19 protein-coding genes are annotated in these 25,151 nt (G+C 51.2%); 13 read left to right on the top strand and 6 right to left on the bottom strand.

The window, feature by feature from the left end:
* Positions 1-92 precede the first annotated feature (92 nt).
* Together ABEQ74_RS28775 and argH are read left to right on the top strand one after the other, a co-directional pair.
* Positions 93-1,325, top strand: a complete 1,233-nt coding sequence (locus tag ABEQ74_RS28775) for an argininosuccinate synthase (RefSeq protein WP_430125616.1) — start codon at positions 93-95, stop codon at positions 1,323-1,325.
* A 134-nt stretch (positions 1,326-1,459) separates the two neighbouring features.
* A complete protein-coding gene (gene argH / locus ABEQ74_RS28770; RefSeq protein WP_430125615.1) occupies positions 1,460-2,875 on the top strand; it encodes an argininosuccinate lyase in 1,416 nt (471 codons plus the stop codon).
* Positions 2,876-3,025: 150 nt separating this feature from the next.
* Here the strand turns inward: argH and ABEQ74_RS28765 are convergent, their stop codons facing one another.
* A complete protein-coding gene (locus tag ABEQ74_RS28765; RefSeq protein ID WP_430125614.1) occupies positions 3,026-3,799 on the bottom strand; it encodes an alpha/beta hydrolase in 774 nt (257 codons plus the stop codon).
* Between the two features lie 300 nt (positions 3,800-4,099).
* Here ABEQ74_RS28765 and ABEQ74_RS28760 point away from each other — a divergent pair, with 300 nt between their 5' ends.
* The gene (locus ABEQ74_RS28760; protein WP_430125613.1) at positions 4,100-4,828 is read left to right on the top strand and encodes a polymer-forming cytoskeletal protein; all 729 of its coding nucleotides are present in this window, start codon (positions 4,100-4,102) and stop codon (positions 4,826-4,828) included.
* A gap of 112 nt (positions 4,829-4,940) precedes the next feature.
* On the opposite strand, the gene ABEQ74_RS28755 is transcribed toward ABEQ74_RS28760, so the two are convergent.
* A complete protein-coding gene (locus ABEQ74_RS28755; protein ID WP_430125612.1) occupies positions 4,941-6,377 on the bottom strand; it encodes a VanW family protein in 1,437 nt (478 codons plus the stop codon).
* A 207-nt stretch (positions 6,378-6,584) separates the two neighbouring features.
* Between ABEQ74_RS28755 and ftsE the strand changes: the two genes are divergently transcribed.
* From ftsE to ABEQ74_RS28730, 5 genes are all read left to right on the top strand, one after another.
* The gene (ftsE, locus tag ABEQ74_RS28750) at positions 6,585-7,271 is read left to right on the top strand and encodes a cell division ATP-binding protein FtsE (RefSeq protein ID WP_430125611.1); all 687 of its coding nucleotides are present in this window, start codon (positions 6,585-6,587) and stop codon (positions 7,269-7,271) included.
* Positions 7,261-8,169: a permease-like cell division protein FtsX gene (ftsX, locus tag ABEQ74_RS28745; RefSeq protein ID WP_430125610.1), complete on the top strand. Its 909-nt coding sequence runs from the start codon at positions 7,261-7,263 to the stop codon at positions 8,167-8,169. Before ftsE ends, ftsX begins: the two co-directional genes overlap by 11 nt.
* Before the next feature lie 28 nt (positions 8,170-8,197).
* Positions 8,198-9,499 (top strand): murein hydrolase activator EnvC family protein, encoded by a 1,302-nt coding sequence (locus ABEQ74_RS28740; protein ID WP_430125609.1) that lies wholly within the window; start codon positions 8,198-8,200, stop codon positions 9,497-9,499.
* Between the two features lie 132 nt (positions 9,500-9,631).
* The gene (locus tag ABEQ74_RS28735; protein WP_430125608.1) at positions 9,632-11,101 is read left to right on the top strand and encodes a S41 family peptidase; all 1,470 of its coding nucleotides are present in this window, start codon (positions 9,632-9,634) and stop codon (positions 11,099-11,101) included.
* Positions 11,102-11,181: 80 nt separating this feature from the next.
* Positions 11,182-12,504: a PDZ domain-containing protein gene (locus ABEQ74_RS28730; RefSeq protein WP_430125607.1), complete on the top strand. Its 1,323-nt coding sequence runs from the start codon at positions 11,182-11,184 to the stop codon at positions 12,502-12,504.
* 205 nt (positions 12,505-12,709) lie between these two features.
* Here ABEQ74_RS28730 and ABEQ74_RS28725 read toward each other — a convergent pair whose 3' ends face one another.
* Both ABEQ74_RS28725 and ABEQ74_RS28720 read right to left on the bottom strand, forming a co-directional pair.
* On the bottom strand, positions 12,710-13,363 hold the full coding sequence (locus ABEQ74_RS28725) for a response regulator (protein ID WP_430125606.1): 654 nt from the start codon (positions 13,361-13,363) through the stop codon (positions 12,710-12,712).
* A 38-nt stretch (positions 13,364-13,401) separates the two neighbouring features.
* Entirely contained in the window at positions 13,402-14,568 is a 1,167-nt protein-coding gene (locus ABEQ74_RS28720; protein ID WP_430125605.1) for a sensor histidine kinase, read from the bottom strand.
* A 190-nt stretch (positions 14,569-14,758) separates the two neighbouring features.
* Between ABEQ74_RS28720 and ABEQ74_RS28715 the strand changes: the two genes are divergently transcribed.
* The 3 genes from ABEQ74_RS28715 to ABEQ74_RS28705 are packed head-to-tail and all read left to right on the top strand — an operon-like array spanning position 14,759 to position 18,079.
* Complete coding sequence (locus tag ABEQ74_RS28715; protein WP_430125604.1) at positions 14,759-15,697, top strand: ABC transporter ATP-binding protein; 939 nt, start codon at positions 14,759-14,761, stop codon at positions 15,695-15,697.
* A gap of 47 nt (positions 15,698-15,744) precedes the next feature.
* The gene (locus ABEQ74_RS28710) at positions 15,745-16,923 is read left to right on the top strand and encodes an ABC transporter permease (protein WP_430125603.1); all 1,179 of its coding nucleotides are present in this window, start codon (positions 15,745-15,747) and stop codon (positions 16,921-16,923) included.
* Positions 16,916-18,079, top strand: coding sequence for an ABC transporter permease (locus ABEQ74_RS28705; RefSeq protein WP_430125602.1), 1,164 nt, complete (start codon positions 16,916-16,918; stop codon positions 18,077-18,079). Before ABEQ74_RS28710 ends, ABEQ74_RS28705 begins: the two co-directional genes overlap by 8 nt.
* Before the next feature lie 140 nt (positions 18,080-18,219).
* On the opposite strand, the gene ABEQ74_RS28700 is transcribed toward ABEQ74_RS28705, so the two are convergent.
* Positions 18,220-19,032 carry a flagellar motor protein MotB gene (locus ABEQ74_RS28700; RefSeq protein ID WP_430125601.1) on the bottom strand — a complete coding sequence of 271 codons (813 nt, stop codon included), beginning with the start codon at positions 19,030-19,032 and terminating at the stop codon, positions 18,220-18,222.
* On the bottom strand, positions 19,016-19,810 hold the full coding sequence (locus ABEQ74_RS28695) for a flagellar motor protein (protein ID WP_430125600.1): 795 nt from the start codon (positions 19,808-19,810) through the stop codon (positions 19,016-19,018). Before ABEQ74_RS28695 ends, ABEQ74_RS28700 begins: the two co-directional genes overlap by 17 nt.
* Positions 19,811-20,021: 211 nt before the next feature.
* On the opposite strand from ABEQ74_RS28695, the gene uvrB reads away from it, so the two are divergent.
* Positions 20,022-22,013, top strand: a complete 1,992-nt coding sequence (gene uvrB, locus ABEQ74_RS28690; protein WP_430125599.1) for an excinuclease ABC subunit UvrB — start codon at positions 20,022-20,024, stop codon at positions 22,011-22,013.
* A gap of 113 nt (positions 22,014-22,126) precedes the next feature.
* Complete coding sequence (uvrA, locus tag ABEQ74_RS28685) at positions 22,127-24,994, top strand: excinuclease ABC subunit UvrA (protein WP_430125598.1); 2,868 nt, start codon at positions 22,127-22,129, stop codon at positions 24,992-24,994.
* The last annotated feature ends 157 nt before the right edge of the window (positions 24,995-25,151 follow it).

Below are 25,151 nucleotides of genomic sequence, written 5' to 3'. Positions count from 1 at the left end.
AGCGAACATTCTCTATGAAAATGCGTCAATGGACGTTTTCTTTAGTATAATGAGGGATAGGGCAATTAGTAACAAAGAGAGGGAGTTTAACCATGGCAAAACAAAAAATCGTACTGGCGTATTCCGGTGGTCTGGATACGTCCGTTATTCTGAAGTGGCTGAAAGAAACATATGATGCGGAGATCATTGCATTCACGGCTGATATCGGTCAGAAGGAAGAGCTGGACGGACTTGAGGAAAAAGCGCTTGCAACCGGCGCCTCCAAAGTATACATCGACGATCTGCGCGACGAATTTGCGAATGATTTCATTTATCCGATGTTCCAGGCGGGTGCCATGTACGAAGGGCAGTACCTGCTCGGCACCAGCATCGCACGTCCGTTGATTGCTAAGCGTATGGTCGATATCGCTCGTGCTGAAGGCGCGACAGCAATTGCCCACGGCGCTACCGGTAAAGGAAACGACCAGGTTCGTTTCGAACTCGGCGTAGCTGGCTTGGCACCAGATATTGAAGTGATCGCGCCTTGGCGTAACGAGGAGTTCCGCAACTCCTTCCCGGGACGCGCAGAGATGATCGCTTACGCGGAAGCACATGGCATTCCGGTAACGGCATCGGCAGCCAAATCCTACTCCATGGACCGCAACCTGCTCCATATCAGTTATGAGAGCGGTGTGCTGGAAGATCCTTGGTTCGATGCAAGCGCAGAGGACAGCAAGGATATGTATCTGCTCAGCGTATCTCCTGAAGATGCACCGGATGAAGCTGAATACCTCGAGCTTACGTTTGAAAAAGGGAATGTCGTGGCACTGAACGGTGAGTCAATGAGCCCGCTGCAAGTGATGGAGAAGCTCAACGAACTGGGCGGCAAGCACGGCATTGGCCGTGTGGATATGGTAGAGAACCGTTTTGTCGGCATGAAGAGCCGTGGTGTTTATGAGACGCCGGGTGGAACGATTCTGTTCACCGCTCACCGCAAAATGGAGTCCATCACAATGGACCGTGAAGTAATGAATCTGCGTGATAGCCTGATTACCCGTTACAGCACATTGGTTTATAACGGTTTCTGGTTTGCACCGGAACGTCTGGCTTTGCAGGCTTTGGTAACTGAAAGTCAGAAGAACGTAACCGGTACGGTACGCGTGAAGTTGTACAAGGGCAACATTATCGGCGCTGGCGTGAAGAGCCCGGTGAGTCTGTACAATCCGGATATCGCTACGATGGAAGCTGATCCGACGCAAGCTTATGACCAAGGGGATGCAACTGGATTTATCCGCTTGAATGCCCTGCGTTTGAAAGTGGCAACTGGCGTGGATCAGAATCACTAAGATAACAATAATGAACAGGCTGAAGGCCGTTTTCATGCTAGGAGGGCATAGATCATTCTCGTGCAACAACGAGGAATGCGGGCATCTTACGCGGGAAAGCGGCCCTCTGCCTTAAACAGAGAGGGGCAAGAGTTGTGAGCAAGTTATGGGGCGGGCGCTTTACGAAGCAGACCAACGCATTGGTAGAAGAATATACGGCATCTATCGGTTTTGACAAACAGCTGGCGGAAGAGGATATCCAGGGAAGTCTGGCGCATGTGTCCATGCTGGGCAAATGCGGTATCGTACCGGCGGAAGACGTGGAGACAATCAAAGCAGGCTTGAACAAAGTTTTGGAGCGCATCCGTGAGGGCAGCATTGCGTTCTCCGTCTCCGATGAGGATATCCATATGAATATCGAGAAGAATCTGATTGAGGAGATTGGACCTGTTGGCGGCAAACTCCACACAGGCCGCAGCCGTAACGACCAGGTGGCGACGGACATGCACTTGTATCTGCGCAACCGTGTGGTGGCGCTGACCGGCATGCTGCATGAGCTGCAAACCGCATTGATCGGACAGGCAAAGGATAATCTGGATACCATTATTCCGGGTTATACGCATCTGCAACGTGCGCAGCCGATTCTGTTTGCCCATCATTTGATGGCTTACGTATCCATGTTCCAGCGGGATATCGACCGTTTAATTGACAGCTACAAGCGCATTAATGTGCTGCCGCTCGGAGCCGGCGCGCTTGCTGGTACGACATTCCCGATTGATCGCCATTTCGTAGCCGAGCAGCTCGGATTCGACGGCGTGTACGAGAACAGCCTGGATGCGGTCAGCGACCGTGATTTCATCCTGGAGTTCCTCTCGGATGCCTCCATCATCATGATGCACTTGTCCCGCTTAAGCGAGGAGCTGGTGCTTTGGAGCAGCACGGAGTTCAACTTTATCGAGCTGGACGATGCGTTCTGCACAGGCAGCAGCATTATGCCGCAGAAGAAGAACCCGGATGTGCCAGAGCTTGTCCGCGGCAAAACCGGACGGGTTTACGGCAATCTGATGGGTCTGCTGACCGTGCTGAAGTCGCTTCCGCTTGCTTATAACAAGGACATGCAGGAAGATAAAGAGGGCATGTTCGATACGGTCGCTACGCTGGAAGGCGCATTGCGACTGTTCGCGCCGATGATTGCCACGATGAAGGTCAACAAAGGCCGCATGCGCGAAGCGGTCAATACTGACTTCTCGAATGCAACCGACATTGCGGACTTCCTGGTCGGCAAAGGGCTTCCGTTCCGTCAGGCACATGAAGTGATTGGCAAAACCGTATTGTACTGCATCCAGAACAACAAGTATCTGCTGGACCTGTCCCTGGATGAGTTCAAGCAGTTCTCGGAGCTGTTTGACGACTCCATCTACGGCGTGCTTCAACCGGAAACCGTGGTTAATGCCCGTAATGTTTACGGCGGTACGGCAACCGAGCAGGTGAAAGCAGCGATTGATCGCAGCGTACAGACCCTGCAGGTCACAGAAGAATGGCTCGGCCTTCGTCAAGGGAATGTGGAGTAAAGACAATCAATATATGGCTAGAAGATAAAAAGGTAGGTCAGCAAACAGTTCGTTTGCCGACCCACCTTTTTTATTGGTGAACCTACTTTGGCCTCACCGCCTATCAAAGTATCGAGGCATAGGATGATATGGCCTAGGGAACTAAAATGATCATGCCTTTAACGGCAGCCACTTCAGCACATCTTGAATGCGGGCATCCCAGTAACCCCAATCGTGACCGCCAGGGCCTTCCTCATATGTAAAGTCAAGCGAGGTTGCTTCGCACGCTTTGCGGAATACCTGGTTGTCTTTATAAAGGAAATCTTCCGTTCCGCAGCATTGATAGAGTTTTGGCTTCGGAGCCTCAGAGCGACCCAATTCCTGAAGCAGCCAGATGAGATCGTTGTCCGTACCGGTAATATCTTGATCTCCGTACACTAAACGGTGATCGAACAAGTCCGAGTTAGCCTTGATAAGACCTGCCATATCGAGCGCTCCCGACAAGCTGGCCGCGGCGGCAAAGGTTTCCGGACAGCGAAGCGCCAGCTTGAACGCACCGTATCCGCCCATGGATAAGCCGGCTACAAAATTATCTTCTCTGGCATGGGATAGCGGGAAAAAGGAACGGGCAATAGCCGGCAGCTCCTTGCTGATGAAGGTCCAGTATTTGCCGCCATACTCCATGTCTGTATAGAAGCTGCGATGCACTTGCGGCATCACGACGGCTATGCCCATCTCGGCCACGTAGCGTTCGATGGAGGTTCGACGCAGCCAGATAGAGTCATCGTCGGAGAGGCCGTGCAGGAGGTAGAGTGTTTTGTGCAAACCGCGCTCAGCATGGTTGGTCATCCCGATTTGCGTAGAGGTTTGTTGAGGGAGAATAACGGTCATGGTTGTGCTGAGACCGAGTACCTCCGAGTAAAAGTGACATTGCATAAGAGCCATGGTGTGTAACCCCTTTCATTTCTGTAAATGAGAGATTGATAAAGGACTTGTTAGAATCATATCACATGTGCTCTCATCTGCTTCAAGCAAAATCAGACATGTCTGACAAAATGCCTCGGTCTACAGACCGAGATAAAGTTCAGCCATCGGGCTGTTCTACGAGTAGCTCAGCTGTGGTATCTTAGAGGAAGCATATAACAGTTGGCGAGAACGCCGAAAATGGTTCTGAGATCATCTGCTGTTAAGTTAGCAGAGACAATATAGATGATGATTATTTCTTATATCTGGAGGAGGATACCCATGATACCACATGACGATAAGCTGTCCGATCTGAAGATTACGGGGACAGGGAGCTCAAACGGAGGCCAATATGGCAAGGTAAGAATAGATGGTTCAGGTCAAGTGAACGGAAACTTGGATTGCCAGGAATTGACCGCCAACGGCACGATGAGTGTAAAAGGCTCTGTCATGGCCAGAACCATCCGCGTGAACGGTTCGGGAACCATCAAAGGAGCCGTCGAGTCGGAGGACCTGAACGTGGCTGGCAGCTTGAGTATAAAGGAAGGATTGCGCAGCCGCTCGATCTTTATCGGTGGACATTGCAGCATCCATGGGGATTCCGAGTCGCAGCGGCTTGAGGTAAACGGAAATCTGCGCAGCCATGGAGATGTACGGAGTGAATCCGCGATATGTAAAGGAGCCTTTAAGATCGATGGCCGTCTGCATGTAGGAACAGCAGATATTCGGGTACTGGGCCGATGCCATGTAGAGGAAATCGTTGGTGACCGGATCACGATTCGTAAAAAAGGAAAGCGGCTCTGGGAGATGCTGTCTTTGCCGCTCCGGGGAACATGTCTGGAAACACGTCTCATCGAAGGAGATGTCCTTGATCTTGAATATGTGGAGGCCGACATTGTCCGCGGCAATCGCGTCATTCTCGGCAAAGGATGCCAGATACGCCAAGTAGAGTACAGGGATGAGCTGCGGCAGGATCCAGAGGCCGAGATCGGAAATTCCCGGCGGTTTTAAGCTTAATCCATGTTCATTCCAGACTCCATCGTAATGATAATAGAACAGCCCGTAATCGCGATTTATTCGCGAATGCGGGCTGTTTCTTATTATTTCAATTCTCCCCTTAAACTTAAGGAGTGCGGATACCATCCTCAACCACTTCCTCTTTAGAGGGTTCCTTCGCCTCTGGTATCTGAACCTCTTCGTTCGGATTCATGGCGACGATGCTGTTCTGAGGACGATATGTATCCTTGGATATTTTGACGTTCTCCACAACTTCGCCGTTCACTTTCTTGGTTCGATATGTCTCAACCACATAACCGGGCTTCCCGTTTTGAATCACTTGCTTGAGCCCTGGCGGCAGTGAAAGATTATGGATCACCTTCTCGGGTGACGGCAGAGTCTCAACTGTGGTAGACACCAGCTCATATTCCGTATGCTCTGGAAAAGTACCGAACATCTTCAGTGTCAGATTATCATCCGACACCTCTGAGCGAATGAGCAGATGCTTGCCTGTATTGTTCCGGAAGCGAAAATTGATGGCCCCTTCGGCAAACGTGGCATCCTGCCCCTTGGGCATGTAGCTGACGGGAAGCGAATGATTTCGCCGCTCGGTGATCTCAAGCCCGGTGAGCAGGGCGGCATAATAGACCGTACTGGATACCTGGCAGATGCCCCCGCCGATACCCGGAACGAGCTGACCGTTAACGATCACGGGAGCTTCTTCAAAACCATACTCCTTCTTTGCGATGTTGATCACATGGGCATAGTTGAATTCATCGTCCGGCTTAAGAATCATGCCATCTACAGCTTTGGCAGCCGCGGTTACATTATGGACGCGTCCAGGTCCGCTGGACCCGAGGCTGGTGGAGAATTCGATAATTTTGCGCTCAATACCTTCGTCCTGTAGCGATTTCACAGTAACGGGAGGTTTTTGACGGACGAGTGGGAGCTGAACGGAAATGTATTCTTCCGGATTTGGATTAACGAATAGGCGCTCATCCGGAAGGGCAGCGTTAAATCCGTCATAGAATGTCGGCCAATCGATACGGTATGCCGTTTTCTCGGGAGTATACCGGACCACATCATCTCCAGAAATGCTCCGTACTGCATTGACAGGTTCACCGAACCGTTCCTTTTGCCAGTCTTCGCCCAGCCTCTCTTTAAGCACATCCCGGTCCCAGTCCGTGGATATATGCCATTCCAGTTGAAAATTGCGCCGGTACAGCATCTGCTCCCATAGTGATCCTTCGGACAGCTTGGTAATGGCCTCCCGTAAATCCGCAGCTTGAAATTGAACGCCGGCTTCGCGAAGGCTAAAGCTTTCTTTATGTCCCTTTAGTGCTTCTGACTCCAATATCACCCTCATGCTCGTCATCGTCTGCAGCCGCTGATCGAGCTCGGACAGTACTTCGTCCACAGGTTTACCACCGATCCCCCAGCCGGAGACCATGACCCCTTTTGGAAGTTCCTTCTGATTGACGTACATCGTCATTAGACCATAACCAACGGAGGAAAGAAGCGCCAGACTAATGACAAGGATGAGACCGATATGAATCTTTTTCATATGAAACCACCTTCTTAGACTTCGTATTAGCTGCAGTTGGTGCACATCTTCATGTATATGTCACGGAGTGCGTAAACTTTCGGGTACTCAAAAGGTAACAAATTTGTTACAATAGACGAGGTTGTGAGGATTTTTCATGATTTTTAAAGGAATTCGATGGAAACTGTCGAAAGTATAATGGCTAATTAAGGATTGGGAAGTGATGAAGTGATCGAAATGCAGGACGTATGGAAGACCTATCCGAGCGGTGCTCATGCACTTCAAGGGGTCTCCGTTACAATCAATCGCAATGAGTTTGTCTACGTTGTCGGACCGTCAGGTGCAGGCAAATCGACATTCATGAAACTTATCTATAGAGAAGAAGTGCCCACCAAAGGGCAAATTTCCGTGAACGGATTTAATATTGGAAAGCTGAAGCAGCGCAAAATTCCCTATGTTCGGCGAAATATCGGGGTTATTTTTCAGGACTACCGCTTGCTGCCAAAGCTTACTGCTTACGAAAATGTAGCTTTTGCTATGGAAGTAATTGAAGCGCCCCAGCGTCTTATCAAGAAGCGGGTCATGGAGGTGCTGGATCTGGTAGGCCTGAGAGCTAAGGCCAATCGTGAGCCTTCCCAACTCTCCGGGGGTGAGCAGCAGCGGATCGCCATCGCCAGAGCGATTGTGAATAATCCTTCTGTCATCATAGCGGACGAGCCTACAGGCAACCTGGACCCGGAAACCTCATGGGGCATCATGCAGCTGCTGGACGAAATCAATTTTAGGGGAACGACCATCGTAATGGCGACCCACAACAGAGATATTGTGAACACGATGCGTAAACGCGTGCTTGCGATTGAGCATGGACAGATCGTCCGTGACCAGCAGAGAGGAGATTACGGGTATGAGTTTTAGAACCTTCTTGCGGCACTTGCGGGAAGGGGCGAAGAGCGTTTTCCGGAATGGGTGGATGTCAGTCGCATCGATTACGTCCATCGTGGTGTCATTATTTATACTTGGCGTTTTCATGCTATTAGTCATGAATGTGAACGCATTAGCCGATAAAGCAGATAGCAATGTGCAAATCAATACGTACTTAAATCTCAATGTGGACAAGAAGATGCAAGACACCATCAAAGGCGAGATCGAGGCCATGCCCGAGGTTAGCAGCCTGAAGTTTGTCTCCAAGGAAGAAGGAATGAAGGAGCTTGAGGAAAGCCTGGGTTCCGAGTGGGTAGAAGGCTTCAGCGAAGCCGACCAGAATCCGCTGCCGGACGCCTTTGAGGTTTCCGTAATTGAGCCGACCACCGTCGGGTTTGTAGCCGATAAGATTAAGGCGCTTAACCAGAAGTACACGGAGGAGCCGATCCTGCGCGTCAAGTACGGGGAAGGCACGGTTGAAACTCTGTTCAAGATTACGAAAACTGTGCGGAATATCGGGTTTATTTTTGTAGCGGGACTTGGCTTGATGTCCATGTTCCTCATATCAAACACGATTCGGGTTACGATTTTGGCCCGCCGCCGTGAGATCGGCATTATGAAGCTTGTCGGGGCAACCAACAACTTCATCCGCTGGCCTTTCTTTGTGGAAGGCGCGATGATCGGTCTCCTGGGTTCGATCGTCACCGTTGCGCTGCTGTTTGTAGGATACAATCGCCTGTATGCTGCATCGCAGACGGATTTGACACTGGCGCAGAGCCTGATTCCACTGGGAGATCTGTGGTTGCTGCTCGGTACCATTATTGTTGCACTGGGTATTGTCATTGGCATCTGGGGCAGTACCATGTCGATACGTAAATTCCTGAAAGTATAAAAACAAGGTAAAGGATGGGGAGCGAAACTTGAAAAAAATCGCCGCAGGAGTAGCAGCCTTATTACTGGCCACTGTTATGATTCAACCACAAGTCGGACAAGCTGAGAAGAAAACGGCAGCCGATGTAGATAAAGAGCTGAAGGTGCTTCAGGAACAGGTCCAAAAAGCCCGGTCTCAGAAGAACAAGGCCGCAGACGATAAACAGGAAGCCCAGCATTATAAGAATAAAACGACTAAGAACCTGAAATATGTGATGGAGCAAATTAATATCGTCAGCAATGAGTTAACCAAGATCTCCGTCAAGATCGATGAGACAGAGGATTTGTTGAGAAAAACAACCAAGGAACTTGAAGCGGCGGAGGAGCGTATCGCCTCCCGTGAGAAGCTGCTGGAATCCCGGATCCGCCTCATTTATATGGATGGGCAAGTCTCGTATTTGGATGTGCTGCTCTCCTCGACCAGCTTCAGTGATTTCATTGAGCGTGCGGATTCATTAAAGAGCATCGTTAGTCAGGACCAGGATTTGCTGGTGCAGCATAAGCAAGACAAGCTTCTGGTAATCGATAAGAAGAAAGAGCTCGAAGGGCAGTATGCCACTGCGAAGGATCTGTACGGACAGATGGAGGACCGCAAGAGCCTCCTGAATGAGAAGGAACAGGAGAAGCGGGTTCTGCTGGCCCAGTATGATCAGGATATCGAGGATGCGGAAATCCTGACCGAGGAACAGGATCGAATGCTGGTTGCCCTGGCAAGCAAGCGTTCGGAGCTGCAGCAGGAAAAGAACAAGCTTGCTGCTGAGGAAGCTGCCCGTAGAGCTGCTGCCGCTAAAGCAGCCGCTGCCAAAGCAGCTGCGGCCAAAGCCGCGGCGACGAAGCGAGGGAAAGCGACAGCTCTGGGCGGCAGTAAAGGCGGCGGCAGTGGATTCATCGGGAACGGCGGTCCGTTTGCGCTTCCGGTATCTGGAGCCAGACTGTCTTCCGGATATGGCCCTCGGGTCCATCCGGTAACAGGTCAGGTCGGCAAGATGCATACAGGTCAGGATATGGCAGTTCCGGAAGGGACAGAGATCCGTGCAGCCGATAGCGGTACCGTCATCTTGGCCGAGTGGTGGAGCGGTTACGGAAACTGTGTTATTGTTGATCATGGGGGCGGCGTATGGACCTTGTATGGGCATATCCGCAACGGCGGCATTAAAGTCAGCGAAGGCGATAAGGTGTCCAGAGGTCAGAAGATTGCTGAAGTAGGCTCCACAGGTCAGAGCACAGGGCCGCATCTGCATTTCGAAGTGCGTGTCAATGGAAAACCGGTGAATCCTACGCCTTATCTGTAAGCAATGAAAACTCTTATCTTCAACCATATAACCTTTAAACCGCTGTATAAATATTCCCGGTAAGCCAATCATATACTAGGTGGACGGGTTTCCCCGTGTGTGCACTTGAAACGTACAAAGGCGGTGAAGTACTTGCTGAAAAAACGAACGGCGCTCCTGCTGGTCATTGCTGCCATGCTTTGCGGCGGACTGTTAACAATGGCTTTGACTCAGCTGCCTGCTCCGACTCAGACCGGAGACGGTGAGGGACTGCTGGCTAGTATAGCCAACAGGAACGGTCTGGAGCAATCAGAAGCGAAGAAACTGGGGACAGCGATTGACCTCATCGAAAGTAATTATTACAAGGATATCGATCGGAATAAGCTGATCGACGGCGCGATCAACGGCATGATGGAAGCGCTGGGGGATCCGTATTCCAACTATATGGGAAAAGAAACGGCAGCCCAGTTTGAAGAGAGCATTGAAGGCTCTTTCACGGGGATTGGCGCGGAGGTGTCTTCTGTTGATGGCAGCGTGGTCGTCGTATCTCCGATCAAGGGCTCGCCTGCGGATAAAGCCGGAATCCGGGCGAAGGATACCATCCTTTCCGTTAATGGAGAATCCCTGCAAGGACTCGAGCTCAATGCGGCAGTCAATAAAATCCGCGGTCCGAAGGGCTCCAAGGCCGTCCTGCAGATTAAGAGGGCAGGCTCTGAACAGCCGATCGAGTACGTCATCGTTCGTGATGACGTTGATCTGGAAACCGTATCGGCACGAATGGAGAAGGGTGGAATCGGCGTCATTGAGATTTCCCAATTCTCGCTGAATACGGGCAAGCGCTTTGAGGAAGAGCTCAAGAAACTGGAAAGCCAAGACATGAAGGGACTGCTGATCGATGTCCGGAACAATCCAGGCGGCGTGCTGTCTGTTGTCATTGACATTGCAGAGCAATTCGTTCCTAAGGGCAAGTTGATTGTCCAGGTCGAGGATAAGAATAAGAAGCGGGAGAAGCATCCTTCAAACGGAACAGCCAAATCCTATCCGATTACGGTGCTGATGAACAAGGGAAGCGCAAGTGCCTCGGAGATTTTGGCCGGAGCATTGCAGCAATCGGCAGGAGCAACCTTGATGGGCGAGCATTCCTTTGGTAAGGGAACCGTACAAACCAGCTTTGACAAGCAATTTGGCGATGGAAGTCTGCTCAAGGTAACAATTGCCAAGTGGCTGACACCAAACGGTACCTGGATCCATGAGAAGGGGATTGAACCGGATATCAAGGTGTTACAGCCTGAATATTTCTCTGTTGCGCCTATCGATAAGAAGAAGACCTATGCGTATGACACGAACAGCACGGATGTGAAGAATGCTCAGATCATGCTTGAAGCGATTGGTTATAAGCCGGGGCGCTCCGATGGCTATTTTGATCGGAACACGGAGAAGGCGGTCAAGAGCTTCCAGAGCAAGCACAAGCTGAAGGCGGATGGCATCATCAACAGTGCAACCGCTGAAGCATTGGAAGGCGCATTGATTGAGAAGATTCAGGATCCGAAAGAGGATAACCAAATGAATCGCGGAATCGCCGAGGTTCGGAAGGAAATCGCCGCTCAGGTGTCGAACAAGTAAGAAGGCTGAAGTTTAGCCTTCTTTTTTCTTTTAAGATATTAGCGAGTAACTTCGTAGGCTGAAAGGAGCGTGGCAAGCTGTTGGAGACCGTGAAACAACTGCTTATGTATGGTATGGATGCAGGCATACAACTGCTGACGCAACCCTTTTATTATATTTCGATTTTGTTTGTAATGCTGTTTTACCGCAGGCAGGTGCTGGTCGAGCGCAAGCTATTCCATGTGAAGCTGCACTCCTGGGGTCAACAGACCTGGCGTACGTTTGTTGGCGGACTGTTGGCAGGCATCGTTGTCTCCATTGTGGTGGCCTTTCTGGGGATTTCCTTAAGCCTGGGAGCCATTATATGTATATGGGTCACATCGTTGATCCTGATGCTGTTTCATATCCGGTATTTATGCTTTGCTTATTCAATCGGACTTCTGGGGATTATTCAGTTTGGCTTGAGCTGGTTTCCGAATTGGCAGCCGGAAGGCTGGATGGGGCAGGTAACATCGACGATCCTTGGTTTGGATATTCCGGCCTTGCTTGCTCTATCCGCCGTTTTGCATTTTGCAGAAGCTTTGCTGGTAAGGATACAAGGTTCGAAATTTGCTACACCGCTGTTTTTGGAGGGCAAGCGAGGCAAGCTCGTTGGCGGTTATCAGATGCAGAGCTTCTGGCCTTTGCCGCTATTCTTGCTCGTTCCGGCAGTGGGTGGGGGCAGTGTACTGCCATGGACGCCATTCTTTGGAGGCGATGCTTGGAGCGCAGGTTTTACCATGATGGCGCTCCCCGTCGTGATCGGTTTCGGGGAAATGACGCAGAGCAGGCTGCCGCAAGAAAAAGCAGCGGTTACAGCGAAGCGGCTAATATTCTATGGAGCGATCGTGCTGGCGTTAAGTCTGCTGGCTGAATGGTGGGCACCGCTCACCATCGTTGCAGCCTTGGCGGCTTTATTGCTGCATGAAGGTCTGGTCTGGTACAGCCGGCATGAAGAACAGCAGCGGAGTCCGATTTTTATTCACCCTTTACGAGGGCTGCGGGTTCTCGCTGTTTTGCCGGATAGCCCGGCAAGCGAGCTTGGCATTCAGCCAGGAGAGACCATCCTGAAGGTGAACGGTAAACTGATTCACAGCAAGGAGCAGCTGCACAGCGCGCTGCGTCAGAATCCGGCCTTCTGTAAATTGGAGGTTCAGAACCACCAAGGAGAAAGCAAGTTTCTACAGCGTGCGATTTACGCGGGGGATCACCATCAATTGGGAGCGATCGTTTCGCCTGACCCAAGAGATGGCATTGCCGTTGGGCTGAAGCCGGTAAGCTTGATCACACTGCTGGCGAATAAGCTGCATATTCGCAGTCAACGAAATGGGGCAGGGAGCAAGACGTCCGGTGGTTCCGAAGAAGCCGAATTGCCTTTATCCTAAAAACAAGAAGCGGGCCTGTGTCCTACATGGACAAGGGCCCGCTTCTTTGCTATATGCCGTTATATAATTTGTGAGAGCGGGCATTAGCCCGAATAAACGCACGGGGACACATATGTAAATGGAACGATAGATCTCTATCACCTTCAAGCTGCTGATCCATGAAGTGAAACCTGTTTACACGTTGGCGGAAGGATGTCCAAGCTGGTTAATGGCCCTGCACTTTTTTTAAGTAAAAAATAGCGATCTGGGTGCGGTCCCGAAGATTCAATTTACCCAGAATCTCAGTGACATAGTTTTTGACGGTACCTTCGCTTAAGTAAAGCTGTCCGGCAATCTCCTTATTGGACAAGCCTTCCGCAATCAGGGTGACGACTTTCTTCTCGGCCGGGGTCAGCCCGAGCTGTTCCAGCTCATCGGATTTAGGGACTGGCTGGGACGCAGGACGAAGCATGCTGGTAAGCTTGCGGGCGATATCAGGATGGATTAGTACGTTCCCGTCATGGATCGTTTTGATCCCTTGGATGATGCGATCGGGCGGAATATTTTTCAGTAGATACCCGCTGGCTCCGTTCTGCAGGGCCTCCACGATGTAATCATCGTCATCAAAAGTGGTCAGCATCAGCACGCGTATATCGGGATATCGCTCACGAATTCGCCGCGTACCTTCTACGCCGTCGCATACCGGCATCCGGATGTCCATAAGTACGACATCGGCCTGAAGATCATCTCCCAATAAAGACAGAGCTTCTTCTCCGTTAGCCGCGACCGCGGATACTTCAATATCCGGGTCCATCCCCACTAACAATTTCAAACTTTCCCGAATGAACGGGTCATCATCGACAATCACAACAGAAATCATGGAGGACGACGTCCTTTCTGTAAATAGGATATTACGGCTTACATAATCTCGCGCTTCTGGTAGACAGGCAGCCTGGTGGTGACAGTAAAGGGTACGGATTTCTGCACCGTTAACGTTCCCCCAAGCACCTTGGTTCGTTCGAGCATGCCGCTTATGCCGATCCCTTGAAGGTCTGGGTCTGTAATAGCGGAGCCAGCCGCGGGTTCCTGAACGGTGCCATCATTAGAAACCTCCATATGAACTTCCTGATCCCCGTAATGAAGTGAAATCTCGACCCGCTTAGCCTGGCCATGGCGTATGGCATTCGTGATGGCTTCGCGGGCATTTTTGTACAGCAGCACCTGATGACTGGGATAGAGCGGGTAAGGCATGCCCTGCAATGTCAGCTTGGTCTCGATTCCAGTCTCCCTGCTGGCCTCCTCCAGCAGCCGATCCAGGGAATAGTCGTCCGAGATCCGCCTGATCGGATTCATCTGTTTCACGGCCTTGCGCATTTGTTCCATGCTCTCTTCCAGCTGGTCACGGATCTGATGGAGCATCTCCATTCCGCGAACGGAATCTTGGGGGACGATATGGAGGGCCGCTTCCATCATCATTTTTACACGAATCAATCGGTGTCCAATATCATCATGCAGCTGGCGGGAGATGCGGTTGCGCTCCTCGGTTTGTGCCGCGCTTTCTATCTGATGGGCGAACTGCAGCAGCTGTCTGCCAGCCTCATCCTGCTGGAAATGGAGCTTCTTCAGCTCATCGTACAACTGAATATGATTCCATTGCTTCAGATTCAACTCATGTATATGGTTGAACGTTGCCGCTAGAAATAGAAATAACAGATTGGCCGTCACAAGCAGCGTTGCATCGTAATCGGAAATGGCGATGTTAAGCATCACAAGGTGACCAGCCGCCAGCCACAGCCTTCCTGTCCGTTCGAGCAAAGGCAAATAGACGCATAGGGCGGACAGGGACAGAAATACCATCATGAAGCCATACATATGGCATAACCACAGGGACAATGAAACCTCCACCAGAACGGCTACCCTTCGATAAACAGACGATGACAAAAAGCGGCTCAGCACCGTAATTGCCAGAAATAGCAATATGTACACCATATATTCCCCATAATCGTCCAGCTGCTGCAAGAAGATATCAGCGGCAGCCGGCAGGAGAATCAAGCCGTATCGAAGATAGGCGAGAGGAGATGTCACGAGCAATCAGACCCTTTTCCATAGTGAATTGAACCGTTCTAAGCGATTGGCTTCATTATATCACAGGCCTCTTTTTATCAAGAAGATGACTTTCGTCACCCTGTAATATGACTTCCTCTACCTTAAAGTGCCGATGATTTCAGATAGAATGTTTTTATCAGAACAGAACGAGAGAAATGGAGTGGTAAATATGGCGGTCTTTCTGCAGATGAAGGATGTCGTGAAAAGATATGGAGGCAAGCTGTCGGTGGATCATATGAACCTGGAGGTGAACGAAGGGGAAATCTTTGGACTTCTCGGACCGAACGGGGCTGGCAAAAGCACATCCATCCATATGATCTGCGGCCTTCTGCCGAAGGATCAGGGCATTATCAAGGTAGACGGTATTTCGATTGAGGAGCAGCCGCTCGAATTGAAGCGGAGAATCGGCTTAGTGCCGCAGGATCTGGCTTTATATGAAGAAATGTCTGCTTGGGACAATGTCGCTTTTTTTGCGAAATTATATGGACTGCGCGGCCATTTGCTGAAGGAACGGGTGGAGGAGGCGCTGGAGTTTGTCGGTCTGCAGGATCGGGCTAAAGAAAGGCCGTCCACTTTCTCCGGGGGGATGAAACGAAGATTGAATATTGCATGCTCGATCACGCACCGTCCGAAGCTGATTATTATGGATGAGCCTACGGTGGGAATTGACCCGCAGTCTAGGAATCATATTTTAGAATCGGTAAAGACATTGAACCGCATGGGTTCCACCGTTATCTATACAAGTCATTACATGGAGGAGGTTGCCGCGATCAGTGACCGGGTGGCGATTATGGATCAAGGACATGTCATTGCTTGCGGGACTCAGCAGGAGCTTCGCGCACGCGTTGCCCATGAGGAGAGAATCATTCTTACCGCGGAAGGAATCACACCGGACCTGGTGGAGGAGCTGACCATTCACCCGCGTGTTAAGCGCGTCATTCACCATGATAACGAGATCGAAATCTATGTACCATCGGCTCAGGATGAGCTTCAGGATATTCTGTTCATCTGCAGTAGACATCATGCGACGCTTAGTTCCCTGCAGTGTGAAGAGCCGGGGCTTGAAACGTTATTTCTCAGTTTGACCGGGCGGACGCTTCGCGATTAATCGTAGAAAGAAACAAAAGTGGCATTCATGGGGGAGGAATACCGAAGATGAAAATGATGATAATCGCCTGGTTTGAGCTGAGGCGGATGGCTACCAGCCGATCGGTGCTGATCAACCAGTTCTTGCTGCCGCTCATCCTTATTTTTATATTGGGAAATGCGCTCTCGGGCTGGTTTGGCAATGATCAGGAATATCAGCAGGAGCCTATTCGAGTGGGCTTTGTAGGGAGCCCAGCAGATAAAGGTCAGCTGCCGGAGAGCATTCAAGCATTAACCAGCATGCCGGGTATCCAGGATATAGTGATCCAGCAGACTGCAGCCAGCCGCGAAGAAGTGGAAGATAAGCTGCGCAGGGACGATTTGGATTATGCGGTGGTGATCCCCGAATATTTTGATGAGCGAATAGGCCAGGGGGCGGAGGTGAAGCTCGAGCTGCTGCCGGGAAGAAACCACGATCTTAATCTGGTGGCAGATACTATCTTTAAGACCTTCAGCGCGGACGTCAATCATGGGCAGGCTCAAGCTGTCGTTATGGGAGCAGAGAGGATGCTTGCAGTCCCGGCCGCAGCGTCTGCTGCCTACGAAAGACCGAAGGTGGAGATCGGGGAACTCAGCGAGAAAGGGACCACATATACTGCCGCTCAATATTTTGCAGCCTCCATGCTGATCATGTTTCTGTTGTATTCAGGTCTCATGGCAAGCAGTAGTCTGCTGGGAGAGAGGGAAAGCCGGACTCTGTTTCGTCTGCAAAGCGCACCGGTGACCCCAGGCACTATCTTCGCGGGAAAAATCATGGGTTGCAGTCTGATCACGATTGCCCAGGCGGCAGCCATTGTACTTGGATCCCAGTGGATGTATGGGGTGAAATGGGGCCCGCACCCCTTGCTGCTCATGGCGGTTTGCCTATTAATCACCCTTGCCTCCATGACTCTTGCCACACTCATCACGCTCGTCTCCTCGAGCGCAGCAGGGGCCAGGGGATTGATGCAGGCGATCATTATCGCCATGACGTTTGTCAGCGGAGGTTTTATGCCGCTTCCGGTAGAGTTCTTCCAGAAGATCGGCGCCTTCACCGTTAATCATTGGGCGATGCAGAGCATGCTGCGCATGATGCTGAATAGCGACATTCACTTAATTATGACTTGTATCGGGATGCTGGCAGTTATAGCTGCATTCCTGTCGGCTGCAGCCATGGTGACATACAGGAAGGTGGGATATCATGCATAGCTTAACCATTGCATGGCATATGGTACGGCGCACGCTAGGGAGAAAGAGAGGCTGGATCGTCAATCTGCTGCTCCCCTGCGTGGTCATTACCTTGACGGTGTTTCTCATGGGACAGACGACGGCCGCAAGCATTCTGGTTTCTTATGTGAATGAAGACGAGGGCCCGGCAGGCCAGCATCTGATGAATGAGCTTAAGCGCAGCGGTCAATATGTACTCAAGGAGTCCGCCAGGGAGAACAAGCTGAAAGAGGACCTAATCGAGAATAAGAGCACGATCGGCGTTTATATACCCGAAGGTTTTAGTAATGGATTAATCGAAGGGTTGGGACCGACGGTAAAAATATACGAAATTTCAACCTCAGAAGCTTCGGTGATGATCCGAATGACGGCAGACTCTACCGTTACGCGTCTTGGAGGTACGGCAGCCTTGATTCGAGAAACCGCAGAGGCAGACGAGGATCCTATGCTGTTGTTGGAAAAAGTGCTTCGTGAAGCAGGAGAAAATCGGGTGGATACCCAAGTCACCGATCTGAATCTGTATGCCAAGCCGGGTATGTCGAACGTTACGGGCTTTACCCTGATGTTCATGATGACTCTCATCACCAGCGTCGTGTCGATGATCATTGATGATCGCAGGCAGAGAACGTTGTCCCGTATGTACACGGCACCCGTTCGTGCGTATCAGATCGCATTGGGCAATTTTCTGGGAAGCTTGGTGGTCGGCTCGCTGCAGGTGATGATCATGCTCCTTCTCAGCCGATATGTGCTCCGTTATGAATATGGAATTCCGTTACTGCAGCATTTCCTGATCCTGATGACCTTTATGCTGGTATCGTTAGGTCTGGCCAGTACGATCGCCGGCTTGGTCCGAAACGGTCAAAATGCGGCCATGATCAATTCCATGATCGTTATGCCAACCTGCATGCTCGGCGGGTGCTTCTGGCCGCTTGCGATCATGCCGGAATTCATGCAGAAAATCGCCAATTTTATTCCGCAAAAATGGGCCATCGAGGCTGTGGAGATCGCAGCTACAGGCGGTAAATTATCCGATATTGGACTTCCGCTGGCCATACTCGGCTTGATGGCTGTTATTCTGTTGGCAGTAGGTTCCGCTGTCCTGCGGCCAAGCGAGAGCGCGGCAGGGCACCGTGGATAGGTTGAAGGTTGTGAATGTTTTGGAGTTGGAAAAAGAATCATAGGGGAACAATTGTAAACAGCATATTGTTTCAGAAAAAAAGGCCAGTATACGTTGGACAGCAGGTTGTCCCGTATACTGGCCTATTGTTGTAGGCTGGTTTATTCTCTTAACTGCCGCAGCACCGTTATTTCAACCCGCCGGTTCTTCTGCTTACCTTCAGGAGTCGCGTTATCCGCGGCCGGTCTCGTGTCGGCATAACCTGCATACTGGAAGCCTGCCGGGTTCAGCTTGCTCTCCTCGAGAAAGAATCTCAAGACCGACATGGCGCGAGCCCCGGAGAGCTCCCAATTGTCCTTAAAGCTGGAGTTGCGGATCGGTATGTTGTCCGTATGCCCTTCGATACTCACCGTGGTGTTTAAATTGCCGAACAGGCTGGCCAGCTTGCCCAGCACCGGAGCAGCCTCGGATTTAAGCTCGGCCTTACCAATGTCGAACAGGAAGCGGTCGCTTAACGTAATGGCAATTCCCTGTGGCTCGTCCGCAATAAAGATATCGTCCTCCAGCTGATTGTCTTTTACATACTGCTGAATGAGCCCCATAAAGTTTGCCAGCTCTTCTTCTTGTGCCCGGAAGGCCAGCTCCCGCTCGGTTAGCGGCTGCGGGCCTTCTTCCTTGTCTTCTTTCTCCTCTACGACAGCCGGCGGTGAAGGCGGATTCTTATGGGTCTCCGTATCGGCTGTGCCGGTTATGCCGGAACCCATCTCCAGAATGCTGTCGCCGCTCTTGAAGGTGGCCTGCAGGGATTGGGTGACGAGTTTATATTTTTCCGTATCCAGCCGGCTCATGGCATACATTACAACAAAAAAGATCAGAAGCAGCGTAATCAGGTCGGCATAGGTTATCATCCAGCGGTCGCGCTGGTCGCCTTCAGCCTGCTTACGGGTTCGCCGCCGTCTATTCGGCTGTCTCATGCGTTATCCTCCTTGAGGAAGGGATATCGGTAGTGCCGGCGTCAGCGAAAGTGGCCAGTTTTTTGCGAATCAACAGCGGGTGTTCTCCGTTCTGAACAGCGATAATGCCTTCAAGCTGCAGCTCCATCATTGCAATTTCTTCCTCGGAGCGTGCTTTAATCTTCGATGCAATGGGCAAAAAGATAATATTGGCACTTGCGACACCATATAGAGTGGCAGTAAATGCGACGGCGATCGAAGGTCCAAGATTGGTAGGGTCCTGCAAACTCCCCAGCACATGGATCAAGCCCATAACCGTACCAATGATTCCCATGGTAGGTGCATATCCGCCGGCCGACTCGAAAATTTTGGCATATCCTTCATGCTTCTGTTCGGCAGCCTGGATGTCGAGCTCCAGCACCTGGCGTACGATGTCAGGTTCATTGCCGTCCACGACCATCTGCATGCCTTCCCGCAGGAAGGGATCACTGTGATCGGACGAGAGACGCTCAAGCGCTAGCACGCCGTCTCTTCTCGCCGTCATGGACATATCGATGATGGAGTCAATCAGCTCGTCCGAAGAACGATGGTTGCGCCCGAAGGCCAGTTTCAGTGCAGCCGGGATGGTACGGAGTCTAGAGCCCGGGAAACTGACGATGACAGCAGCGAGCGTGCCTCCGAACACTATAAGCGCAGCAGCACCTTGCAGCAGACCGCTCAGATGTCCGCCTTCCCATAAGAAACCTCCAATCAAAGCGGCCAGACCCGCGAGTATGCCTAGAATAATCGTAATATCCATAACGCTCTATCATCTCCTTAAGGAAAAATTGCCTGTTGAAATGCTCACTAAACTGTTTGCATCAAAAAAACGTAAAGGGTATAATGAGACGGGAACAAATATTCTTATCTATTGCAAAGACACCACTAATTTCCCCTAGTATATCATCGGGAAGTTTCGACATATCTTTTAGTATGATTTCCATTTTAGAGTATGAGGGTGATGAAGGGCAATGAGCGATTTAGTAGTTAGCACCAAATCCTTTGAGATCGAGTCTGAATTCCAGCCGCAGGGCGACCAGCCCACGGCTATTGATGCATTGGTCGAAGGCTTGCGCCAAGGGAAAAAACATCAGACGCTACTAGGTGCCACAGGAACGGGTAAGACGTTTACAATCGCGCAGACAATCGCCAAGGTAAACCGTCCGACACTCGTCATTGCGCATAACAAGACGCTGGCAGCACAGCTGGCCAGCGAATTTAAGGAGTTCTTCCCGAACAACTCGGTGGATTACTTCGTGAGTTATTACGATTATTATCAGCCGGAAGCTTATATCCCTTCCTCTGATACCTATATAGAGAAGGATTCCAGCATTAATGAAGAAATCGATAAGCTCCGCCACTCTGCCACGAGCTCGCTGTTCGAACGGCGCGATGTCATCATTGTGGCGAGCGTATCTTGCATATATGGCTTGGGTTCGCCGCATGAATATGGAGAATTGCTGCTCTCCCTCCGGGTGGGCATGGAGAAGCCGCGCAACCAGATTTTGTCGCGGCTCGTTGATATCCAATATCAGCGGAACGATATCAACTTCGTTCGCGGCACATTCCGTGTGCGCGGCGATGTTATTGAGATTTTCCCGGCTTCGAAGGGAGAGCATGCTGTTCGTGTTGAGCTGTTCGGCGATGAGATTGAACGAATCACGGAGATCGATGTCTTGACCGGCGAGCTGGTTGGAGAACGTGATCATGTCGCGATCTTCCCGGCGTCTCACTTCGTCACCCGTGAGGAGACGATGCGGGTAGCGCTCGTGAATATCGAGCGCGAATTGGAAGAGCGTCTTGAGGTTCTGCGCTCGGAAGGCAAGCTGCTGGAAGCACAGCGGTTGGAGCAGCGTACCCGTTATGATATTGAGATGATGAAGGAGGTCGGATTCTGCTCCGGTATCGAGAACTATTCCGGACCTCTAACCTTCAGGGAGCCTGGAGCAACGCCGTATACGCTTCTTGATTACTTCCCGGATGATATGCTGTTTGTCATCGATGAATCGCACGTCACGCTGCCGCAGATCCGCGCTATGTATAACGGTGACCGGGCACGCAAAACCGTACTGGTTGATCATGGCTTCAGGCTGCCGTCCGCGCTGGACAACCGGCCGCTGAAGTTCGAGGAATTCGAGGAGAAGGTCAACCAGATCGTCTATGTATCTGCTACGCCGGGTCCGTATGAGATGGAGCACTGCGATACGATGGTCGAACAGATTATCCGGCCGACCGGCCTGCTTGATCCGATCATTGATGTGCGACCTTCGGAGGGTCAGATCGACGATTTGATTGGCGAGATTCATGAACGGGTAGATCGTGACGAGCGTGTGCTCGTGACAACTCTGACGAAGAAGATGGCGGAGGACCTGACCGATTATCTGAAGGAAATCGGCATTAAGGTTCGCTACATGCACTCAGACATCAAAACATTGGAGCGGATGCAGATCCTGCGTGATCTGAGGCTTGGTACTTTCCATGTGCTGGTCGGTATTAACCTTCTACGGGAAGGTCTTGATCTACCGGAGGTTTCCCTGGTCGCGATTCTGGATGCGGACAAGGAAGGCTTCCTCCGGTCCGATCGCTCCCTTATTCAGACTATTGGGCGTGCGGCCCGGAACTCGGAAGGCAAGGTCATCATGTACGGTGACAAGATCACCGATTCGATGGATCGGGCGATTAAGGAGACCGAGCGCCGCCGCAGCATCCAGATTGCTTACAATGAGGAGCACGGCATAACGCCGCAGACGATTCGCAAGAAGATCCGTGATGTTATCGAAGCCACGAAGGTAGCGGAGGGCAAGGCGGATTATCTCGTGGGTGAAGGACAGAAGATGTCGAAGAAAGAGCGTCAGAATCTGATTCAGCGTCTGCAGGCCGAGATGAAGGAAGCGGCAAAGAACTTGCAATTCGAGCGTGCGGCTGAGCTTCGTGATGCACTGCTGGAGCTGCAAGCAGAATAGAGGAAGAAATGAATAACAGGGGGAACGACCTGCACGGTCGTTCTCTTTGTGAAATATAGATTATAGATTACACACCAACCATGCATGCCATATGAAGTAGGAGATGATATCGTTTGGCAAGTGAAAATATTATTATTAAAGGCGCCCGCGCTCATAATTTGAAGAATATCGACGTCACGATACCGCGTGATAAGTTTGTCGTTCTGACAGGACTGAGCGGCTCGGGTAAATCCTCTCTCGCGTTTGATACGATTTATGCTGAGGGGCAGCGTCGTTATGTGGAGTCATTGTCCGCGTACGCCCGCCAGTTTCTCGGACAGATGGAGAAGCCGGATGTCGATTCGATTGACGGCCTATCCCCGGCCATATCCATTGACCAGAAAACGACAAGCCGCAACCCGCGGTCTACGGTGGGTACCGTAACAGAAATTTATGATTATTTGCGTCTTCTGTTTGCCCGCATCGGTCATCCGCATTGTCCGGAGCATGGCGTGGAGATTACTTCCCAGACGGTCGAACAAATGGTAGATCGCATCATGAAATATCCCGAGAAGACGAGACTGCAAATTCTCGCGCCGGTCATTTCCGGACGCAAGGGCGAGCATAAGAACCTGTTCGCCGATATTGCGAAGCAGGGCTTCGTTCGGGTGCGCGTCGATGGAGAATTGCGCGATCTGTCGGAAAGCATTGAGCTGGAGAAGAATAAAAAGCATACCATCGAGGTGGTCGTTGACCGGATCGTCATTAAGGAAGACATCGAGGCCCGTTTGGCCGATTCGATCGAGACGGCTTTGAATCTGTCAGGCGGTCAGCTTCTGGTCGATGTTATGGGGCAGGAGGAGCTGCGTTTCAGCTCCAACTTTGCGTGTCCGATCTGCGGTTTCAGCATGGAAGAACTGACGCCAAGGATGTTCTCATTTAATACCCCTTACGGCGCTTGTCCGGATTGTGATGGCTTGGGTGTCGAGATGATCGTGGATCCCGAGCTGCTTGTTCCGGATACAAGCAAGAGCATCAGCGAAGGCGCCTTTGCCGCTTGGAGCGGAGGGACATCCACTTATTACCCGCAGTTCTTGAGTTCGGTCTGCGTGCACTTTGGCATTCCGCAGGACAAGCCGGTCAGCACGCTCACTCAGGAACAACTGAATAAGCTGTTGTATGGAACGGGCAAGGAAAAGGTCCACTTCCGTTACGAGAATGATTTCGGCCAGCGTAAGGAAGCGCATGTAACCTTCGAGGGCATCATTCCGAATCTGGAACGCCGCTATCGTGATACGCATTCCGAGGGCATTCGCGAATACATCGAAGGGTATATGAGCAGCAAGCCATGCGATGTATGTAAGGGGCATCGACTTCGTAAGGAAAGCTTGGCGGTTACCATTAATGAACGCAATATGGCTTATGTCAGTAGCTTGTCGATCGGAGAGTCTCTGAAATTCTTCGATCACTTGGAGCTCAGTGAGAAGGAGCAGCAGATTGCGAATCTTATTCTGAAGGAGATCCACAGCCGTTTGGGCTTCCTGGTCAATGTCGGATTGGATTACCTGACCCTAAGCCGTTCGGCCGGTACGTTGTCAGGCGGCGAAGCGCAGCGGATTCGATTAGCTACGCAGATCGGCTCCAGCCTGATGGGTGTGCTGTATATTCTGGACGAGCCTAGTATCGGGCTGCATCAGCGGGATAATGACCGCTTGATCTCTACGCTGGAACATATGCGTAATCTGGGCAATACCTTGATTGTGGTTGAACATGACGAAGATACGATGATGGCTGCGGATTATATCATTGATATCGGTCCAGGTGCAGGTATTCACGGCGGCCAGGTCATTGCCGAGGGAACGCCGAAAGAGATTATGGAGGACCCTAACTCCTTGACAGGCCAGTATCTGAGTGGACGCAAGTTTATTCCGGTTACCAGTAAGCGGCGCAAGACGGATGGACGCTGGCTGGAGATCAAGGGTGCGAAGGAGAATAATCTCAAGAATATTAACGTGAAGATTCCGATCGGCGTATTTACGGCGGTGACCGGAGTATCGGGATCCGGTAAATCAACGCTGGTTAATGAGATTCTCTATAAGACACTTGCCCGTGACTTGAACAAAGCAAAGGTCAGACCGGGACAATATCGAGAAATGAAAGGCTTGGAGCATATCGAGAAGGTCATTGACATTGACCAGTCTCCGATCGGCCGTACGCCTCGTTCCAACCCGGCAACCTACACAGGTGTTTTCGATGATATCCGGGATATATACTCCCAAACGAATGAAGCAAAGATTCGCGGCTACAAGAAAGGCCGCTTCAGCTTCAACGTGAAGGGCGGCCGGTGTGAGGCTTGCCGTGGTGATGGTATTATCAAGATTGAGATGCACTTCCTGCCGGATATCTATGTGCCTTGCGAAGTATGTAAGGGCAAACGATATAACCGCGAAACGCTGGAAGTCAAATATAAAGGCAAGAGCATTGCCGATGTGCTGGAGATGACGGTTGAGAATGCAACGGAATTCTTCCAGAACATTCCGAAGATTCACCGCAAGATGCAGACGCTGATGGACGTGGGCCTGGGTTATATCACATTAGGCCAGCCTGCCACTACGCTGTCCGGTGGTGAAGCGCAGCGTGTGAAGCTGGCTTCGGAGCTGTACCGCCGCAGCACGGGCAAAACGATGTATATCCTGGATGAACCGACCACCGGCCTGCATGTGGACGATATCGATCGTCTGTTAGTCGTGCTCCATCGTCTGGTGGAATCCGGCGAATCGGTTCTCGTGATCGAGCATAATCTGGATGTTATCAAGACAGCCGATTATCTCATTGATTTGGGTCCCGAGGGCGGAAGCGGCGGCGGTACGATTATTGCCACCGGAACGCCCGAGGAATTGGTAAAGGTACCGGAATCCTATACCGGCCGTTATTTGAAGCCGATTCTGGAACGTGATACGAAGCGGACCGAGGAGCTGCATAAGATGAAGGCAGCTCGTTAACAGCTGTCAGGACATTATTGATTGCTTGGAAGAGTGTCCATATCGTTAATCAGATGCACTGGCTCGCGGACAATCTTCACCAGCTAATACAATAGGTTTTAAACGCTTATCTTTGTTCGTATTAGTTTGCGCGAAAGAAAGCGCAGTGATAAAGCCA

It is taken from the genome of Paenibacillus solani, assembly GCF_050475945.1.
Classification (GTDB): Bacteria; Bacillota; Bacilli; order Paenibacillales; family Paenibacillaceae; genus Paenibacillus_AQ; species Paenibacillus_AQ solani_A.
Note: the sequence above shows the minus strand (reverse complement) of the source record. Positions and strands in the feature narration are given on the sequence as shown.

Bases quoted from the DNA above. Each gene is read 5' to 3' on its own strand.
- ABEQ74_RS28775 (WP_430125616.1), top strand. From the start codon at position 93: ATGGCAAAACAAAAAATCGTACTGGCGTATTCCGGTGGTCTGGATACG.
- ABEQ74_RS28765 (WP_430125614.1), bottom strand. From the start codon at position 3,799: ATGGCTCTTATGCAATGTCACTTTTACTCGGAGGTACTCGGTCTCAGC.
- ABEQ74_RS28760 (WP_430125613.1), top strand. From the start codon at position 4,100: ATGATACCACATGACGATAAGCTGTCCGATCTGAAGATTACGGGGACA.
- ABEQ74_RS28755 (WP_430125612.1), bottom strand. From the start codon at position 6,377: ATGAAAAAGATTCATATCGGTCTCATCCTTGTCATTAGTCTGGCGCTT.
- ftsX (WP_430125610.1), top strand. From the start codon at position 7,261: ATGAGTTTTAGAACCTTCTTGCGGCACTTGCGGGAAGGGGCGAAGAGC.
- ABEQ74_RS28725 (WP_430125606.1), bottom strand. From the start codon at position 13,363: ATGATTTCTGTTGTGATTGTCGATGATGACCCGTTCATTCGGGAAAGT.
- ABEQ74_RS28715 (WP_430125604.1), top strand. From the start codon at position 14,759: ATGGCGGTCTTTCTGCAGATGAAGGATGTCGTGAAAAGATATGGAGGC.
- ABEQ74_RS28710 (WP_430125603.1), top strand. From the start codon at position 15,745: ATGAAAATGATGATAATCGCCTGGTTTGAGCTGAGGCGGATGGCTACC.
- ABEQ74_RS28705 (WP_430125602.1), top strand. From the start codon at position 16,916: ATGCATAGCTTAACCATTGCATGGCATATGGTACGGCGCACGCTAGGG.
- ABEQ74_RS28700 (WP_430125601.1), bottom strand. From the start codon at position 19,032: ATGAGACAGCCGAATAGACGGCGGCGAACCCGTAAGCAGGCTGAAGGC.
- ABEQ74_RS28695 (WP_430125600.1), bottom strand. From the start codon at position 19,810: ATGGATATTACGATTATTCTAGGCATACTCGCGGGTCTGGCCGCTTTG.
- uvrB (WP_430125599.1), top strand. From the start codon at position 20,022: ATGAGCGATTTAGTAGTTAGCACCAAATCCTTTGAGATCGAGTCTGAA.